Origin of the sequence: Stenotrophomonas chelatiphaga, assembly GCF_001431535.1 — a bacterium.
Classification (GTDB): Bacteria; Pseudomonadota; Gammaproteobacteria; order Xanthomonadales; family Xanthomonadaceae; genus Stenotrophomonas; species Stenotrophomonas chelatiphaga.
Genome location: NZ_LDJK01000023.1, coordinates 21766 through 37294, shown reverse-complemented (window position 1 = coordinate 37294; position 15529 = coordinate 21766). Strand labels below are relative to the sequence as shown.

Annotated in this window: 17 protein-coding genes and 1 tRNA gene; 11 read left to right on the top strand and 7 right to left on the bottom strand. The window is 65.6% G+C overall.

Features of this window, described 5'->3' with window-relative positions; translation table 11 throughout:
• Window positions 1–48: 48 nt before the first annotated feature.
• The 8 genes from ABB28_RS07160 to dxs all read left to right on the top strand — a co-directional run bounded on the left by ABB28_RS07160 (window position 49) and on the right by dxs (window position 7793).
• Window positions 49–261: a ParD-like family protein gene (locus ABB28_RS07160; protein ID WP_057507978.1), complete on the top strand. Its 213-nt coding sequence runs from the start codon at window positions 49–51 to the stop codon at window positions 259–261.
• Window positions 258–1049 (top strand): type I methionyl aminopeptidase, encoded by a 792-nt coding sequence (gene map, locus ABB28_RS07155; protein WP_057507977.1) that lies wholly within the window; start codon window positions 258–260, stop codon window positions 1047–1049. The genes ABB28_RS07160 and map overlap by 4 nt, the downstream gene beginning before the upstream one ends.
• A gap of 96 nt (window positions 1050–1145) precedes the next feature.
• Window positions 1146–1457 carry a hypothetical protein gene (locus ABB28_RS07150; RefSeq protein ID WP_057507976.1) on the top strand — a complete coding sequence of 104 codons (312 nt, stop codon included), beginning with the start codon at window positions 1146–1148 and terminating at the stop codon, window positions 1455–1457.
• 321 nt (window positions 1458–1778) lie between these two features.
• Complete coding sequence (locus ABB28_RS07145) at window positions 1779–2330, top strand: lipocalin family protein (RefSeq protein WP_057507998.1); 552 nt, start codon at window positions 1779–1781, stop codon at window positions 2328–2330.
• Between the two features lie 169 nt (window positions 2331–2499).
• Complete coding sequence (locus ABB28_RS07140; protein ID WP_057507975.1) at window positions 2500–2976, top strand: LEA/WHy family protein; 477 nt, start codon at window positions 2500–2502, stop codon at window positions 2974–2976.
• A 58-nt stretch (window positions 2977–3034) separates the two neighbouring features.
• Window positions 3035–4825 (top strand): acyl-CoA dehydrogenase C-terminal domain-containing protein, encoded by a 1791-nt coding sequence (locus ABB28_RS07135; protein ID WP_057507974.1) that lies wholly within the window; start codon window positions 3035–3037, stop codon window positions 4823–4825.
• Window positions 4826–5115: 290 nt separating this feature from the next.
• Entirely contained in the window at window positions 5116–5781 is a 666-nt protein-coding gene (locus ABB28_RS07130) for an HNH endonuclease (protein WP_057507973.1), read from the top strand.
• Between the two features lie 104 nt (window positions 5782–5885).
• Window positions 5886–7793, top strand: a complete 1908-nt coding sequence (dxs, locus tag ABB28_RS07125; RefSeq protein WP_057507997.1) for a 1-deoxy-D-xylulose-5-phosphate synthase — start codon at window positions 5886–5888, stop codon at window positions 7791–7793.
• Between the two features lie 251 nt (window positions 7794–8044).
• Here the strand turns inward: dxs and ABB28_RS07120 are convergent, their stop codons facing one another.
• The 3 genes from ABB28_RS07120 to ABB28_RS07110 form a co-directional block, all read right to left on the bottom strand.
• Window positions 8045–8626: a DUF3011 domain-containing protein gene (locus tag ABB28_RS07120; RefSeq protein WP_057507972.1), complete on the bottom strand. Its 582-nt coding sequence runs from the start codon at window positions 8624–8626 to the stop codon at window positions 8045–8047.
• A gap of 151 nt (window positions 8627–8777) precedes the next feature.
• Window positions 8778–8981, bottom strand: coding sequence for a hypothetical protein (locus tag ABB28_RS07115; protein WP_057507971.1), 204 nt, complete (start codon window positions 8979–8981; stop codon window positions 8778–8780).
• 163 nt (window positions 8982–9144) lie between these two features.
• A complete protein-coding gene (locus tag ABB28_RS07110; protein WP_057507970.1) occupies window positions 9145–9348 on the bottom strand; it encodes a hypothetical protein in 204 nt (67 codons plus the stop codon).
• 380 nt (window positions 9349–9728) lie between these two features.
• Between ABB28_RS07110 and ABB28_RS07100 the strand changes: the two genes are divergently transcribed.
• Entirely contained in the window at window positions 9729–9962 is a 234-nt protein-coding gene (locus ABB28_RS07100; protein ID WP_057507969.1) for a DUF1653 domain-containing protein, read from the top strand.
• Between the two features lie 52 nt (window positions 9963–10014).
• A complete protein-coding gene (locus ABB28_RS07095; protein ID WP_057507968.1) occupies window positions 10015–10791 on the top strand; it encodes a transporter in 777 nt (258 codons plus the stop codon).
• A gap of 381 nt (window positions 10792–11172) precedes the next feature.
• On the opposite strand, the gene ABB28_RS07090 is transcribed toward ABB28_RS07095, so the two are convergent.
• A complete protein-coding gene (locus tag ABB28_RS07090) occupies window positions 11173–12510 on the bottom strand; it encodes an MFS transporter (protein ID WP_057507967.1) in 1338 nt (445 codons plus the stop codon).
• Window positions 12511–12798: 288 nt separating this feature from the next.
• Between ABB28_RS07090 and ABB28_RS07085 the strand changes: the two genes are divergently transcribed.
• A complete protein-coding gene (locus ABB28_RS07085) occupies window positions 12799–14562 on the top strand; it encodes a putative bifunctional diguanylate cyclase/phosphodiesterase (protein ID WP_245625304.1) in 1764 nt (587 codons plus the stop codon).
• Window positions 14563–14720: 158 nt separating this feature from the next.
• Here the strand turns inward: ABB28_RS07085 and ABB28_RS07080 are convergent.
• The 3 genes from ABB28_RS07080 to ABB28_RS07070 all read right to left on the bottom strand — a co-directional run bounded on the left by ABB28_RS07080 (window position 14721) and on the right by ABB28_RS07070 (window position 15502).
• Window positions 14721–14797, bottom strand: a tRNA-Pro gene (locus tag ABB28_RS07080).
• Between the two features lie 68 nt (window positions 14798–14865).
• Entirely contained in the window at window positions 14866–15222 is a 357-nt protein-coding gene (locus ABB28_RS07075; RefSeq protein WP_042612987.1) for a MerR family transcriptional regulator, read from the bottom strand.
• Window positions 15203–15502, bottom strand: coding sequence for an integration host factor subunit alpha (locus ABB28_RS07070; RefSeq protein WP_042612988.1), 300 nt, complete (start codon window positions 15500–15502; stop codon window positions 15203–15205). The genes ABB28_RS07075 and ABB28_RS07070 overlap by 20 nt, the downstream gene beginning before the upstream one ends.
• Between the last annotated feature and the right edge of the window lie 27 nt (window positions 15503–15529).

The following is a 15529-nucleotide window of genomic DNA, read 5'->3' as shown; positions in this document are numbered from 1 at the left end:
CTTATACGCAACATATACGATTCGTATATTCCCCAAAGAGTCCCGTCCATGGGCATCGTCAACATCGACGACGAACTGCACGACCAGCTTCGCCGCGCCTGCACCGTCAGCCATCGCTCGATCAACGCGCAGGCCAACTTCTGGATCAGGATCGGCATGCTCTGCGAACTGCACCCGGAACTGAGCTACCAGCAGATCGTCGCCGAGCAGTTGCGCAGCGCCGGCGTGCAGACACCGCGGCTGGCCGAGCGGCACACATGATCAAGTCCGCGCAGGAAATCGAAGTGATGGCCCAATCCGGCGCATTGCTGGCCCAGGTGTTCGACCACCTGGACACGCTGGACCTGCGCGGCCGCAGCACGATGGACATCAATGATCTGGTCGAGCGGATGATCGTGGAGGACCTGCAGGCGCGCCCGGCCAGCAAGGGCCAGTACGACTTCCCGTACGTGCTCAATACCTCCATCGACGACGTGGTCTGTCATGGCGTGCCCTCGGCCGACGACGTGCTGCGCGAAGGGCAGATCGTCAACCTGGACATCACGCTGGAGAAGAACGGGTTCATCACCGACTCCAGCACCACCTATCTGGTCGGCGAGGTCCCCTACCCTGCACGTCGGCTGGTGCAGGCCACCTACCAGGCGATGTGGAAAGGCATCGCCGCAGTCCGTCCCGGCGCGCATACCGGCGACATCGGCCATGCCATCGCCCGTTTCGCACGCGAACAGGGCTATACCGTGGTCAAGGAATACTGCGGCCATGGCATTGGCCGTGACATGCACGAAGAACCGCAGATCCTGCACTACGGGCATCGCGGTAGCGGCGTGGAGCTGCAGGAAGGCATGGTGTTCACCATCGAACCGATGCTCAACCAGGGCAAGGCGGCGATCCGCCACCAGCCGGACGCCTGGCCGGTGCATACCCGCGACGGCAAGCTGTCGGCACAGTTCGAACACACCGTGGCGGTTACCGCGACCGGCGTGCGTGTGCTGACCCTGCGCAGGGGCGAGCGCGCGCCGAAGGATCCACCCAAGAGAGAACGCGTCTAGCCCGCACTGAGGCGATCGCTATTTCGCAGCAGGAGAAGAGGATGCGACCCCTTCAATCAGTGACGGCCCGGAAGCCGTAAAGTGGGGCAACTGCGGATGCTGAACATCGACTTGGCCACTACGTTTCTACACATCTTCCTGTCCGCCCTGGCCATCGGCGTGCTGGCTCGGGAAATACTCGTCTACTCGCTCAGAAGACGTGATAGGGAGCAATGGGTTCGCTTAGGATCCACGGAATTCATGGATCGGAACTGTCTCTTCTCCCGCTACCCTTACAAGGGCTGGAAAACCGTCTACCGCAGCAGTCAGTTGGCAATCAAGGTGATCCACGTGATCTTCGCCATCTGCCATGTAGTGATTCTTGGGTCGCTGGTGTCAGCCTTGACGCTGCTTTTGTTGGAGCTATGACCTGCAGCGGCTTCCCGCGTGTCCCCGCCCAAGGCGACGACACGCAGCGGCCCTGGATCAGGCCGGACCGAACCCGCGGGTGGTCTTCTTCTCGTTCTTGTCCGCCTTCTTTTCCTTGGCGGTCTTGGCAGGCTTCTTCTTCTGCTCTTTCTTCTTGTCCAGACCCTTGCTCATTGCGGCATTCCTTTTGTCGGTAGCGACGGCGCGAGCATGCCACATCTGCCACCTGCCAAGGCGCCGGGACCCCTTTCGCGACGTGTTTCACGTCACCCTCGACGCGGCAACCGCTAAGCTCGGGCCGTCGCCACACGAGCCATGCCGATGCCAACCCTGCCTGCCCTTCGCCGCGCCTGTGCCCTTGCCCTGCTGCTGCCCCTGGCCAGCCTCGCCCACGCCGCCGAACCGGTGCGCGCGGTGGCCGCGCTGGACATCGACCGCTATGCCGGGCAGTGGCACGAAATCGCTCATCTTCCGGTGTCCTTCCAGAAGAAATGCGTCGGCGACATCACCGCGACCTACGGGCTGCGCAGCGATGGCCGGATCTCGGTGCTCAACGGCTGCCGGGTCGAAGACGGCACGCGCATCCAGGCCGAAGGCGTCGCGCGCCCGGTCAAAGGCGAACCGGGTCAGCTGGAGGTCCGCTTCGCCCCGGACTGGCTGTCATGGGTGCCGCTGGTATGGGCCGATTACTGGGTGATCGCGCTGGACCCGGACTACCAGTGGGCCGTGGTCGGCGAACCGGATCGCAAGTACCTGTGGATCCTGTCGCGCTCGCCAAGCATGGAACGCGGGCAGTTCGAAGCGCTCAAGGCCCGCGCCGAAGCGATGGGCTACGACCTCGCCCCACTGAAGGTCCTCGCGCCGCTGCGCTGATCCAGCGGCCACGCTGCACGCGGCCCAACCACGCCTGACGCCCCTGCGCCCGCCCGCTGCCCCTGGCTGCGGCGCGCGTTAATCTTGGCGTTCAGGTGAATGCCTGTGCACGCCACCATACGCCGTAGTATCTTTCCCTCCACGCACCCCTTCCGCGAGGACCTGCGCCATGCTCCGCCGCTTCCGTTACACCCTGATCGTCCTGTCCGTCCTCGCCCTTGCCGCCTGTGGCGAAGGGGTGGTCAAGCGCGTTTCCGAACCCGCCAGCAGCCTGCAGCAGCTGACCGTCAACGCCGATGGCAGCTGGAAGGTCGCCCTGCGCCTGCAGAACTTCAGCTCCATGCCGATGCGCTTCGATGACATCGCGCTGAAGCTTTCGGTCGGCGATGCCGAGGCCGGCACCCTGACCGCCAAGCCCGGCGTGTCGATCGGCGGCGCATCTGCCGATGTGATCGAACTGCAGCTGCAGCCGGCCGCCCAGGCCCGCCTGATCGTGGCCGACGCGCTGGCCAGCAACCACACGCTGGCCTACACGCTGGAAGGTTCGGTCGCGGCCACGCCGGAAGAAAAGAAGCAACGCACGTTCCAGATCAACAACCGCAGCACCCTCAACCACGCCCCGGGCCTGCCCGGCGTACTGCGCTGAGGCGACGCCCCGTCATCGCCCCGCCACGCCCCTGCCCCCTGATCGAGATGCTTCAACGATGAGCAGCTATACCGCCCCGCTTTCCGACCTGCGTTTCGCCCTGCATGACGTGCTCAAGGTCGAACCGCTGTTCGCCCGCCTGGGCTTCACCGACGCCACCGCCGATGTGGTCGATGCCGTGCTGGAAGAAGCCGGCCGCTTCAGCGCCTCGGTGCTGGCACCGCTGAACAGCGTAGGGGATGAAGTGGGGTGCGTGCTCGACCAGGCCAGCGGCGAGGTCACCACCCCGCCCGGTTTCAAGGCCGCCTACGACCAGTTCGTCGAAGGCGGCTGGACCGGCCTGACCGCCTCGCCGGAAGTGGGTGGACAGGGCCTGCCGCACACCCTGGGCGTGCCGCTGAACGAAATGATCAACGGCGCCAACCTGGCCTGGGGCAACTTCCCGCTGCTGTCGCATGGCGCGATCGAGGCGCTGAAGCAGCATGGCGAAGCCTGGCAGCACGACGCCTTCCTGAAGCCGCTGATCGAAGGCCGCTGGACCGGCACCATGTGCCTGACCGAACCGCATTGCGGCACCGACCTGGGCCTGCTGAAGACCAAGGCCGAACCGAACCCGGACGGCAGCTACCGCATCACCGGCACCAAGATCTTCATCACCGCCGGCGAGCACGACCTGACCGACAACATCGTGCACCTGGTGCTGGCCAAGCTGCCCGATGCGCCCCCGGGGGCGAAGGGCATTTCGCTGTTCGTCACCCCGAAGTTCAAGGTCGACCGCGAGGGCACGGTCGGCGAGCGCAATGCACTGCGCTGCGGTTCCATCGAACACAAGATGGGGATCAAGGGATCGGTCACCTGCGTGATGAACTTCGATGGCGCCGAAGGCTATCTGGTCGGCCAGCCGCACAAGGGCCTGCAGGCGATGTTTACCATGATGAATACCGCACGCCTGGGCGTGGGCCTGCAGGGTATCGGCCTGTCCGAGCGCGCGTACCAGAACGCGCTGAAGTATTCGCGCGAGCGCCTGCAGTCACGTTCGCTGAGCGGGGCCAAATTCCCGGACAAGCCGGCGGACCCGATCCTGGTACACCCGGATGTGCGCCGCATGCTGCTGACGATCAAATCGCTGGTGGAAGGCAGCCGCCTGCTGGCCCTGCACGCGGCGACCCTGATCGACGTGGCGCATAGCGCGCAGGATGCGGCCGAACGCGAGCGCGCCGACACCCTGGTGAGCTTCCTGACCCCGATTTCCAAGGCCTGCCAGACCGAATGGGGCATCGAGAACACCTACAACGCGCTGCAGTGCTTTGGTGGCCACGGCTATATCCGCGAACACGGCATGGAGCAGCTGGCCCGCGATGCGCGCATCACCACGCTGTATGAAGGCACCACGGGCATCCAGGCGCTGGACCTGATCGGCCGCAAGACCGCGTCCAGCCAGGGCGCGGGACTGAAGCTGTTCCTGGCCGAGATCGAGGCGTTCGCCAAGGCGCACGAGGGCGATGAGGCGCTGGCCGAGTTCATCGCACCGCTGCGGGCCAAGGCCGCCGAATGGGGTGGCCTGACGCTGGACGTGCTGAAGCGCGCGGCAGCCAACCCGGACGAACTGGGCGCCGCCAGCCATGATTACCTGTTCTATTCCGGGTATGTGGTGCTGGCGTACTGGTGGGCCCGCAGCGTGGCGGCGGCCGACGCCAGCAGCCAGACGGCCGCGTTCAAACAGGCCAAGCGGGAGACCGCGCGGTTCTATTTCGCGCGCGTGTTGCCGCGCACCTTGGGCCACGCCGCCGCCATCCAGGCCGGCGCGGATTCGTTGATGGCGATGGACGACGCGCGCTTCGGCGCCTGAGCCGGAGCAACGGCATGACGGCCAGCGGCCGTCACTACCGGGGATCGGTAGCGCCGAAGGCAGCGGCAGGAGCCGCTGCCAACGTCGCTTGCGACGGCCCGCAGGGTGCCGGTCAGGACTACCGGCATGGCCGTGCTCGGCGAGCGCAGCGGCAAGCAGCGTGACGACCAACGGTCGTCACCCACCACGGCAGGAGACCCACCCAGCCAGCGTGTGACGGCCAGCGGCCGTCACTACCGGCTTGGGGGAATACACAAAATGCAAACATTCGGGTATAAGCTGTTATCCCGATGGAGACAGACACTACACGCTTAGGTCTGATCACTACCGGAGCTGCCTTTCCCGCTCCGGACGCCGGGTCATCGCCCGAGCCCAGCCCCCTGCACCGCCCCGGCAGCGTCCGCCTGTTGTCCCTGGATGCCCATGGCCGGGTCCTTGACTGGATCAACTGGCAGGATGCGTCCTGCCTGTATGCGCGTGGCGCGGTGGCCTGGACCCTTGGCGACCCGTGCCTGCATATCCACGGCGGCACCAACCGGCTCAGCGGGCTGCGCAGCGGACTGGACCTGCATCCGATCATCGCCACCCGCGGCCATGCCCGTTCGCGTGCCCCCGATCCCACCCCCAATCTCACCAATGCGGCGCTGTTCGCGCGCGATGCGCATCTTTGCCTGTACTGCGGCCAACAGCATTCGCGACCCGTTCTCACCCGCGACCACGTGATGCCGCTGTCCAAGGGCGGGCTGGATGTGTGGGAAAACGTGGTCACCGCCTGCTTCCACTGCAACTCGCGAAAGAGCAACCGGACCCCGCAGCAGGCCGGCATGCCCTTGCTGGCCGTGCCTTTCCGGCCGAGCTGGATCGAACACCTGATCCTTTCCAACCGCAACATCCTGGCCGACCAGATGACGTTCCTGAAGGCGCAGCTGCCGAAGAAGTCCAAGCTTTCGGCCTGACTGCGCGCGGCTGCAAACTCACTGCGCGATCACGCGTGTCGGGGTCTGCTTGCTCCACCCCGGTTTGAGCGCGAAAATAGCCGGTCAGCACAAGTACGAACATGATGATCGACTCTGCCCGCTATCCCCGCCTCTCGCGCATCCAGACACCGGAAGAACTGCGCACGTTCGACGAATCCGAACTGAGGGCCATCGCCGACGAATTGCGCGCCTACCTGATCGAATCGGTCGGCCGCAGCGGGGGGCACTTTGCTGCCGGCCTGGGCGTCATCGAACTCACCGTGGCGCTGCATTACCTGTACCAGACGCCGCACGACCAGCTGGTCTGGGACGTAGGCCACCAGACCTACCCGCACAAGATCCTCACCGGCCGCCGCGACCAGATCCACACGGTCAAGCAGAAGGACGGTGTGGCCCCCTTCCCCAAGCGCGAGGAAAGCGAGTACGACACCTTCGGCGTCGGCCATTCGTCCACCTCCATTTCCGCCGCGCTGGGCATGGCGATCGCACGCCAGCGCGAAGGCGATGACCGTCGCGTGGTGGCAGTGATCGGTGATGGCGCGATGACCGCCGGCATGGCCTTCGAAGCGCTGATGCACGCCGGTGGCATGGAGCCGGAGCCGAACCTGCTGGTGATCCTCAACGACAACAACATGTCGATCTCCGAGGCGGTCGGCGGGCTGACCAAAGTACTCGGCCGCGCCACCGGCAGCCGTACGCTCAACGCGCTGCGCGAAGGTGGCAAGAAGATCCTCGGCGACAAGCGCAACAACCCGGCGCGCTTCGTCAAGCGCTGGGAAGAACACTGGAAGGGCATGTTCGTGCCCTCCACCATGTTCGAAGAGATGGGCTTCCACTACACCGGCCCGATCGACGGCCATGACATGCCGGCGCTGTTGTCCACGCTGAAGACGCTGCGGACACTGAAGGGCCCGAAGCTGCTGCACGTGCTGACCACCAAGGGCAAGGGCTACGAGCCGGCCGAAGGCGACCAGATCGGCTACCACGCGGTCGGGCCGTTCGACCCGGTCAAGGGTCTGGTGGCCAAGGGCGGCGCCAAGAAGCCGACCTATACCGATGTCTTCAGCGACTGGCTGTGCGACGCCGCCGCCGCCGAACCGCGCCTGCACGGGATCACCCCGGCGATGCGCGAAGGCTCCGGCCTGGTGCGCTTCAGCCGCGAATACCCGGAGCGCTACTTCGACGTGGCCATCGCCGAACAGCACGCGGTGACCCTGGCCGCCGGCATGGCCACCCAGGGCGCCAAGCCGGTGGTGGCGATCTATTCGACGTTCCTGCAGCGCGCCTACGACCAGCTGGTGCATGACGTGGCGATCCAGAAGCTGGACGTGCTGTTCGCCATCGACCGCGCCGGCGTCGTCGGCCCGGACGGCGCCACCCATGCCGGCAACCTGGACCTGAGCTTCCTGCGCTGCGTGCCGAACATGGTGGTGATGGCTCCGTCCAACGAAGCCGAATGCCGACAGATGCTCAGCACCGGCCTGCAGTACGCCGGCCCCGCTGCGGTGCGCTATCCGCGCGGCAGTGGCACCGGCGTGGACGCTGGCACCGATCTGTCCACCCTGCCGATCGGCAAGGGCGAGATCCGCGTGGAAGGCAGCCGCGTGGCCCTGCTGGCCTTCGGCAGCACCGTGCCGGCGGCCGAGGAAGTGGGCCGTGCACTCGGCCTGAGCGTGGTCAACATGCGCTTCATCAAGCCGCTGGACCGCGAGCTGATCCTGCAGCTGGCCGCACGCCACGAGGGCTTCGTCACCATCGAAGACAACGTGGTGGCCGGCGGTGCCGGTTCGGCCGTGGCCGAACTGCTGAGCGCCGAGGACGTACTGAAGTCGATCCTTCACCTTGGCCTGCCCGACGGCTTCCAGCATCACGCCAGCCGCGAAGACCTGCTGGGTGAAGCCGGCATCGATGCGGCGGGGATCCGTGCAGCCGTACTGAAGCGCTGGCCGACCCTGCAGGCCGGCAGCGCGCCGCTTAGCGCGGCCGGCTGACCCCGGTCGCGACGGCCGCTGGCCGTCATGCCTTGCCGGGTGGGTGATGACCGTTGGTCGTCACGCTCTTGCCGCTGCGCTCGCCGAGCACGGCTCGGCGCTACCCCGCCGGGTGGGCCGCTGACCCCGGTAGTGACGGCCGCTGGCCGTCATGCCTTGCCAGGTGGGTGACGACCGTTGGTCGTCACGCTGTTGCCGCTGCGCTCGCCGAGCACGGCTCGGCGCTACCCGCAACCGGCTCATCCGCGCGATCAGCGCACCATGAACTGCCCACGGCAGCCGTTGCTGACCCACACACCGTTGCGGTCCCAGCCCCAGCTCTGACCTTCGATGCAGGCCGTGCCGGACTTCTGCTTCACCAGGCGCGCGTCCTGGCGGATGGTGACGTTGCAGCGACGCTGGCGACGGTCGTTGGAATCGCAGTCGATCACCTGCCCCGCCGAACCCCAGCCATTGCCATTACCGCCATGGCCACCGCCCCAGTTGCCGCCGCCATGCCCGGGACGCGAGGGGCGTCCACGTTCGCCGACGAACTCCGCACGGCAGCCATTGCTGACCCACACCCCGCCCCGCGACTGGCCCCAACTGCGGCCTTCCACGCAGGCGGCACCAGAGAGCTGGCGGACCAGGCGGGGACGGCCATCCAGGCGGCATTCCTGATTGCGGTTCTTCACCGATTCACAGCGGATCGTGCCGCCGTTGTCGCCGTAGTAGCGATCGTTGTCACGGTACTGCGCACTCGCGGTTCCGGCAGCGCCGGCGCCCAGCAGCAGCGGAAGACAGACGGCCCACAGCGTCGAAGGGCGGCGCGAAACAGACAGTTCCTGGGTCATCGTGGTGCGTCCTGGTGTGGCGGTGTGAGCCGAGCATGGCGCAAGTCCGTTGCGCCGCAAAGATGGCGCGCGCGGTCTCGGTCGCCGCCCATTCAAGTAGGCAAGCGAAAGCTGAATGGGTTCACTGGATTCCGACTCCGACGCCCCGGCGTCAACCGTAGCTGACGGTATCGACGAAGGTGTCGCTGACCTCAACGCGCACCGAGCAGGTCTGCCCGGTACGGGTGTGCAGCTCACGGGCCAGCGCATCGGCGAAGTCGAACGCCGCACTGCCCTCGTGGAAGGAAATGGATTCCGGCTTCTGTGGATGCAGCACGCGCCAATGGCGCTGCTCGTTCTGGACGCGGATCAACATAGGGTCTCTCTCCATGATCGGACGGGTTGCCATGAAGGCCGACGATCGCGGGCAGCTACCTTGCCACCGCTGTGCTTCGCCTGACCCATGACACCAATGGCCCCCGCCAGTCAGTGAGGCTAGGGCATATCTGACGCCCATGGCATCAGGGTTTTCTGAATTTTCAGCCCAACTGCAGGGCGTCCACGGCTCCGCCGAACGCACCTACCTCCACCGTTACGCATGCGCCCGTCCGGCCGTGGTGCTCCAAGGCCAGCGCTGCGGCGGCGTCAAAGGCTTCCCTGCCGCAGAGGAAATCCCGCGACAGTCCGTCGTGGGGATGCACGAGGCGCCAGTGGCGGCTGATGTTCTGGACAAGAATGACCATGGCAGGGCTCCAACGGGGCAGGAACGGAGGCGCCGATTGCGACAGCGCCGATGGAATCCAGCCTAGGTGGCACACCCCCGCAGCCCCATCGGTCCCGTCTGAATTGCCCCGCCCTCACATGACTGACGCCGTTCACAACCGCTCTTCCGTGACGCTTGTCACGGAGCGTTAACCATTTCACACTACGTACACCTTAGGGGGCCCCTTCCACATGCGCACCTTTCTGTACCAGCGTCCTTCCCTGCTCAAGTATTACTTCGGCGCCAGCTATGTGATCCTCGTCGAGGAGCTGATCCGCGCCACGCTGTTCTGACACGGCGGTGGACGCCGCGCCCGGCGCATTGAACAATCACCGGCTTTCCTGCCCGCGTGAGAGTTCCATGTCCGACCTGCCTGCCCTGCCCGTCCTGCAACCCGGCCGCTACCGCCACTTCAAGGGCGGCCTGTACGAAGTCGTGGACGTGGTCCGCAGCAGCGAGACCCTGCAGCCGTTGGTGCTGTACCGGGCGCTGTATGGCGAAGGTGGGCTGTGGGTGCGCCCCTACGCGATGTTCGTCGAGCACGTGCAAGGCGCGGACGGCAGCCAGCCGCGCTTCGCCCGCCTGGACGATTGACCGGCCGGCCGCTGCAGCCCCATGATCCGCCCATCTCCTGTTGGATGCTCCGATGCGAAGCGCATACCTGGCCGCGGTGGTTTGTACCGCTCTCTTCGCCAGCAGTCCGCTGAAGGCCCAGCAGGCCGACGAACCGCCGTCGTTTGACCGCCCGGGGATCGGCCTGGGCACCGGCATCGTGCCGCGCGGCGCGCTGGCACTGGAGCTGGGCCTGCCCTCCTATGAGCGCGACCGCGATGCCGATGGGCTTCGCACCGAGCAGCTTTCCGGCGATGTTACGCTGCGCACCGGTCTGTTTGAACATTGGGAAGTGCAGTTGTCCGGCTCGCCCTGGCAGCGCCAGCGCAGCCGCCTGCCCGGCACGGACAGCACGCGCACGCGCGGCGGCGGCGATACTCAACTCGCCCTGAAGTGGGCAGTGCCGACCAGCCGCGATACCGACCGTTGGGCACTGCTGGCGTCGGCCACGGTCGCGCGCGGCGATGCAGCGTTCAGCGAAGGGCGACAGTACGCGCTGGCGGGCAGCTATGAACATGACTTCAGCGACCAATGGACCGGCGCGCTGTATGCCAGCCACAGCCGCGGAGACGGTGAGCGCAGCACGGTATGGTCGCCCAGTGTGTCGCTGGCCCTTACGCCGCGCCTGTCCGCGTTCCTGGAGGCCGGTGTTACCAAGGCGCGCGGAGCACCACGGGAATCAGTGGCCGGTGGCGGGCTGACCTGGATGTGGACCGATCGGGTCCAGTTGGATGCATCGGTGGATGCCGGGCTGGATGACGAGAGCCCGGACCTGCAGGCCGGTCTCGGGATTTCCGCCTATTTCGATTGAGAATGAAGCCGACGCGCAGTGCGTCTGCCGTCGGCTGTTCTCCTGCGGCACCGATCAGGGTCGGCGCCGACAAGGCGTCGAAGACGCTCAGCGTTCCCGGTGATTCACCACGGTGCGAACATCGTGATTCCTACGATCACCAGCACCACGGCCAACGCAATCATCAGGTAGTGGCTCTGACGCCAGGACGGTTTCGGTTTTCCAGGGGTATTCATGAGTGCTGCTCCAGTGCGTTGGCTTACACGCCCAGAGTGCGGCAACGCCAGCATCGGCACAGTGCACGCCGCGTGCAGGCCGCGTCAGCACCGTGCGCTCCACCGCCGCAATGAAAAGGCCCGCGTCTTTCGGCGCGGGCCTCGTGTTCAACGCATCACGTGCGTGTTACTTGCGGGTACCGTCCAGCCAGTTCGGTCCCTTGTTCTTCAGGAAGAAGATGTAGACCACCAGCGACACGGCGATGACCGCGGTGATGTAGATGACGAACTCATCGACGCGACCGGCCTTCAGCGCGCCCTGGTACAGCAGCGGCGCGGTGCCGCCGAACAGCGAGTTGGCCAGCGCGTAGCCCAGGCCGACACCGAGGGCGCGGATGTGGGCCGGGAACAGTTCCGCCTTGACCACCGCATTGATCGACGTATAGCCGGTCAGGATCACGAAACCGGTCGCCAGGATCAGGAACGCCGACAGCGCCGAAGTCTGCTGCGGCAAGGCAGTGACCAGGTACCAGGTGTACAGCACGCCACCCACGCCGAAGAACACCAGCAGGCTCTTGCGGCCGATGCGGTCGGACAGCAGTCCGCCCAGCGGCTGCAGCAGCATCAGGAAGGTCAGCACGCCCAGGTTGATCCAGGTACCGGTGATCACGTCATCGCCGGCGAAGGCGGTCTGGATCATCTTCGGGCCGTTGATGGTGTAGGTGTAGAACGCCACCGTACCGCCGGCGGTGATCAGGAAGCACAGCAGCAGCGGACGCCACTGGTTGACGAACAGTTCGCGCATCGAACCGCTGGCCTTGGCCTTGCCGTCCTTCGCCGCTTCGATGGACTCCGCGCTCAGCGATTCATCCATCGTGCGACGCAGCCAGAACACCACCAGAGCACCAATGCCGCCGATGCCGAACGCCACGCGCCAGCCCCACTCGGACACGTGCGAGGTATCCCACGACAGCAGCATCACCAGCAGCACGGCCTGCGCCAGCACATGGCCACCGACCAGGGTGACGTAGTGGAACGAGGACAGGAAGCCGCGCCAGCCGGGGACGGCCGCTTCGGACATGTAGGTCGCACTGGCGCCGTACTCGCCGCCGGTGGCAAAGCCCTGCAGCAGGCGTGCGAACAACAGGATCACCGCCGCCCAGATGCCGATGGACGCCGCGGTGGGTGCGATGGCGATCAGGAAGGAACAGGCGGCCATCACGCTGACCGACACGGTGAGCGCCAGGCGACGGCCGTAGCGGTCGGCGAAGCGGCCGAAGTACCACGCACCGATCGGGCGCATCAGGAAGGTCGCCGCGAAGATGCCCCAGATGTACATCGTGGAGTTCTTGTCGTCGGCCGAGAAGAACTGCGATTCGAAGTACTTGGCGAACACCGAGTACACGTAGACGTCGTACCATTCGACCAGGTTGCCGGCCGAGCCTTTCAGCGTGTTGGACACCGAGCGTTTCAGCGCAGCGCGCTCCGAAACCGGCGATGCCGCAGTGGATTGGGAAATACTCATGGGGGGAAACGGCCCTCAGGTTGAGCCCCCGGGAGGGGCATTGGATCCGGCACCCATCAACGACGCACCATGGCGCGGTTGGCAGGGTTACCGAGGCAAGTACCTTACCTGAGGACGAGGTGAAGCGCCGTTACACCTTCGGGCTATGGCGTTTCCTGCCGATGCCGTCCGCGCAGCGCATGCGATTCGGCTGAATACGCGACAGATCAACGCGTGGACACCACGTTGATGCGTAAAGGCGCATTCTGTCGTTCGTTACCACCGCGTGAGCACCGAGCCTCTCTGCCCATGACGCAGTTGTCAGAGGAACTGAAAGCCCAGGAAAGAATGACGGCTGTCGGCGCGTTGCAGGTGCTGGATGCGGCAGCGGGCGCATCACTGGACCGTATCACCCAGCTGGCGGCGTTCGCCTTCGACGCTCCCGTCGCCTTCGTATCGATCGTCGGCGTGGATACGCAGCGCTTCATATCGCAGGTCGGCCTGCAGATCACCGGCACCGATATCCGCTCTTCGATCTGCTCCTACACCATCGCATCGCCGGACGTCATGGTCGTACCCGACCTGGCCGCTGACCCGCGGTTCGCACACAATGAACTGGTCTGCGGCGCTCCGCACCTGCGGTTCTACGCCGGGGCACCGCTGATCGCGAAGAACGGTGTCGCCATCGGCGCTGTGTGCGTCATGGGGCCGACGCCGCGCGATCTGAGCGAAGACGATCGCCAGCACCTGAAGACGTTGGCGGCGATGGCGATGAGCCAACTGGAACTGCGGCGCCTGTCCGGTCGCCAGGACCCGGTCAGCGGGTTGTCGAACCGCCATCAGTTCCATATCGATTATGACGGCCTGGTAGCGCGCGCCAGCGCAGGCACCATGTACGCGGTGATGCTGGACGTACTGGATGTGCCGCGGCTGGACGAAGCCGGCCAGGCACTGGGCATGCCGCCACTGGAAGCGATGCTGCATCGTTCTGGCGTGCGCCTGCGCGTCGCGCTGGAAGACATCACCGATGTCTACCATGTTGGCGTGAGCCGCTTTGCTTTTCTCATCGACCTGCCGACGCAGGACGACGTCGAAGCCCTGCTGCTGGAGCTGAAGCAGCGCATCATCCGCCCGGTGATGGCCGCAGCGGTACCGATGTCGCCGCAGTTCCATGCCGGCATCTGCGCCTTCGATCCCACGACCGACAGCAGCAACGACGTGCTGCGCAAGCTGCTGGTCGGCGTGCAGGCGGCGATCAGCACGCGCAAGGATTTCTGCTGGTATTCCGAGCGCCGCGACGAACTGCTGCGGCGTGGCTACCGGCTGGCGGCCGATGCCGAACGTGGCCTGCGCCGCGAAGAGTTCTACCTGCTGTTCCAGCCCCGCGTGGACACCCTGACCGGCAAGGTGGTGTCCGCCGAAGCATTGATCCGCTGGAACCATCCGCGGCTGGGTCCGGTCGGGCCGGCCGAGTTCATTCCGGTGTTCGAGCGCACTGCGCTGATGCCGGCGGTCAGTGGCTGGGTGGTGGATGCGGCGCTGGACCAGTTGGCGGCCTGGCAGCGCGATGGCATACCGCTGTGCCTGTCGATCAACCTGGCCGCTTCGGACCTGTCCACCGAAGGCATGGCCGAACGCCTGCTGCAGAAGCTGGCCGCACGTGACCTGCCGGCGTCCCTGCTGGAAATCGAGATCACCGAGGGCGAATGGCTGCGTGCCAATACCGTCGCCGGTGAGCAGCTGGCGCGCCTGGCCGGCGTGGGCGTGCGCGTGGCGATCGATGACTTCGGCAGTGGTTACAGCAACTTCGGCTACCTTTCGCGTCTGCCGATTTCCACCATCAAGATGGACAAGTCACTGGTGGACCACCTGGCCGATGATCCGGGCGCGCGGTTGAAAGCCAAAGCCATCATCGAACTGGCCAAGGGGCTGGGTTACACCACGGTCGCCGAAGGCGTGGAAAGCATGGAGCAACGGCAGGTGCTGACCGAACTGGGCTGCGACCAACTGCAGGGGTATCTGTTCGCCGAACCATTGGCGGCGGAGGCCCTGGCGGCGATGGTGGACGCCTGACCGCCCCGCCGCGGTAGTGACGGCCGCTGGCCGTCATGCTCCTGCTGCCCGGCCGCTGCGCTCGCCGGGCACGGCTCGGCGCTACCGATGATCCATCACGTTTTCGAACCACAAAAAAGGCCCGCGCAGTGCTGCACGAGCCTCCTCTTTCATCACAGTGGTCGGGACGGCCGGATTCGAACCGACGACCCTCTGCCCCCCAGGCAGATGCGCTACCAGGCTGCGCTACGCCCCGAATATCTGCGATGTTGCCCCGCCGTTGAAGCGGGCCGTGAAGTATAGCGGATCAACGCGAAAAAAGAATCAGCGGCGAAGCAGTTGCAGCACTTCTTCCAGTTCCACGCGGACCTGCTTGATGATCTGCTGGCTGAGCGCGGCTTCGCCACGCGCATCGGCGCCATCCAGCCGCAACCGCGCACCGCCGATCGTGTAGCCCTGTTCGTACAGCAAGCTGCGGATCTGCCGGATCATCAGCACGTCATGGCGCTGGTAATAGCGACGGTTGCCGCGGCGTTTGGCCGGCTCCAGGCTGGGAAACTCGGTTTCCCAGTAGCGCAGCACGTGCGGCTTGACGTCGCACAGTTCACTGACCTCACCGATGGTGAAGTAGCGCTTGGCCGGTATCGGCGGAAGCTCTCTGTTACTGCCCGGATCCAGCATACGCTTCCACCCTTTCCTTGAGCTTCTGGCCCGGACGGAAGGTGACTACCGTGCGGGCGGAAATCGGAATTTCCTCACCGGTCTTCGGGTTGCGACCCGGGCGCTGGTTCTTGCGCCGCAGGTCGAAGTTGCCAAAGCCGGACAGCTTTACCTGACGTCCATGTTGCAATGCTTCACGCAGCACATCGAAGAACGCGTCGACGAATTCCTTGGCTTCACGCTTGTTCAAGCCGACTTCGTCGAACAGTTTTTCGGCCATTTCAGCCTTGGTCAGTGCCATCGCCTGCTTACCCCTGGGTGCTGCCCG

Bases quoted from the DNA above. Each gene is read 5' to 3' on its own strand.
- dxs (WP_057507997.1), top strand. From the start codon at position 5,886: ATGATCGACTCTGCCCGCTATCCCCGCCTCTCGCGCATCCAGACACCG.
- ABB28_RS07115 (WP_057507971.1), bottom strand. From the start codon at position 8,981: ATGTTGATCCGCGTCCAGAACGAGCAGCGCCATTGGCGCGTGCTGCAT.
- ABB28_RS07135 (WP_057507974.1), top strand. From the start codon at position 3,035: ATGAGCAGCTATACCGCCCCGCTTTCCGACCTGCGTTTCGCCCTGCAT.
- ABB28_RS07085 (WP_245625304.1), top strand. From the start codon at position 12,799: ATGACGCAGTTGTCAGAGGAACTGAAAGCCCAGGAAAGAATGACGGCT.
- ABB28_RS07070 (WP_042612988.1), bottom strand. From the start codon at position 15,502: ATGGCACTGACCAAGGCTGAAATGGCCGAAAAACTGTTCGACGAAGTC.
- ABB28_RS07100 (WP_057507969.1), top strand. From the start codon at position 9,729: ATGTCCGACCTGCCTGCCCTGCCCGTCCTGCAACCCGGCCGCTACCGC.
- ABB28_RS07160 (WP_057507978.1), top strand. From the start codon at position 49: ATGGGCATCGTCAACATCGACGACGAACTGCACGACCAGCTTCGCCGC.
- ABB28_RS07090 (WP_057507967.1), bottom strand. From the start codon at position 12,510: ATGAGTATTTCCCAATCCACTGCGGCATCGCCGGTTTCGGAGCGCGCT.
- ABB28_RS07075 (WP_042612987.1), bottom strand. From the start codon at position 15,222: ATGCTGGATCCGGGCAGTAACAGAGAGCTTCCGCCGATACCGGCCAAG.
- ABB28_RS07095 (WP_057507968.1), top strand. From the start codon at position 10,015: ATGCGAAGCGCATACCTGGCCGCGGTGGTTTGTACCGCTCTCTTCGCC.
- ABB28_RS07110 (WP_057507970.1), bottom strand. From the start codon at position 9,348: ATGGTCATTCTTGTCCAGAACATCAGCCGCCACTGGCGCCTCGTGCAT.
- map (WP_057507977.1), top strand. From the start codon at position 258: ATGATCAAGTCCGCGCAGGAAATCGAAGTGATGGCCCAATCCGGCGCA.
- ABB28_RS07120 (WP_057507972.1), bottom strand. From the start codon at position 8,626: ATGACCCAGGAACTGTCTGTTTCGCGCCGCCCTTCGACGCTGTGGGCC.
- ABB28_RS07130 (WP_057507973.1), top strand. From the start codon at position 5,116: ATGGAGACAGACACTACACGCTTAGGTCTGATCACTACCGGAGCTGCC.
- ABB28_RS07145 (WP_057507998.1), top strand. From the start codon at position 1,779: ATGCCAACCCTGCCTGCCCTTCGCCGCGCCTGTGCCCTTGCCCTGCTG.
- ABB28_RS07140 (WP_057507975.1), top strand. From the start codon at position 2,500: ATGCTCCGCCGCTTCCGTTACACCCTGATCGTCCTGTCCGTCCTCGCC.
- ABB28_RS07150 (WP_057507976.1), top strand. From the start codon at position 1,146: ATGCTGAACATCGACTTGGCCACTACGTTTCTACACATCTTCCTGTCC.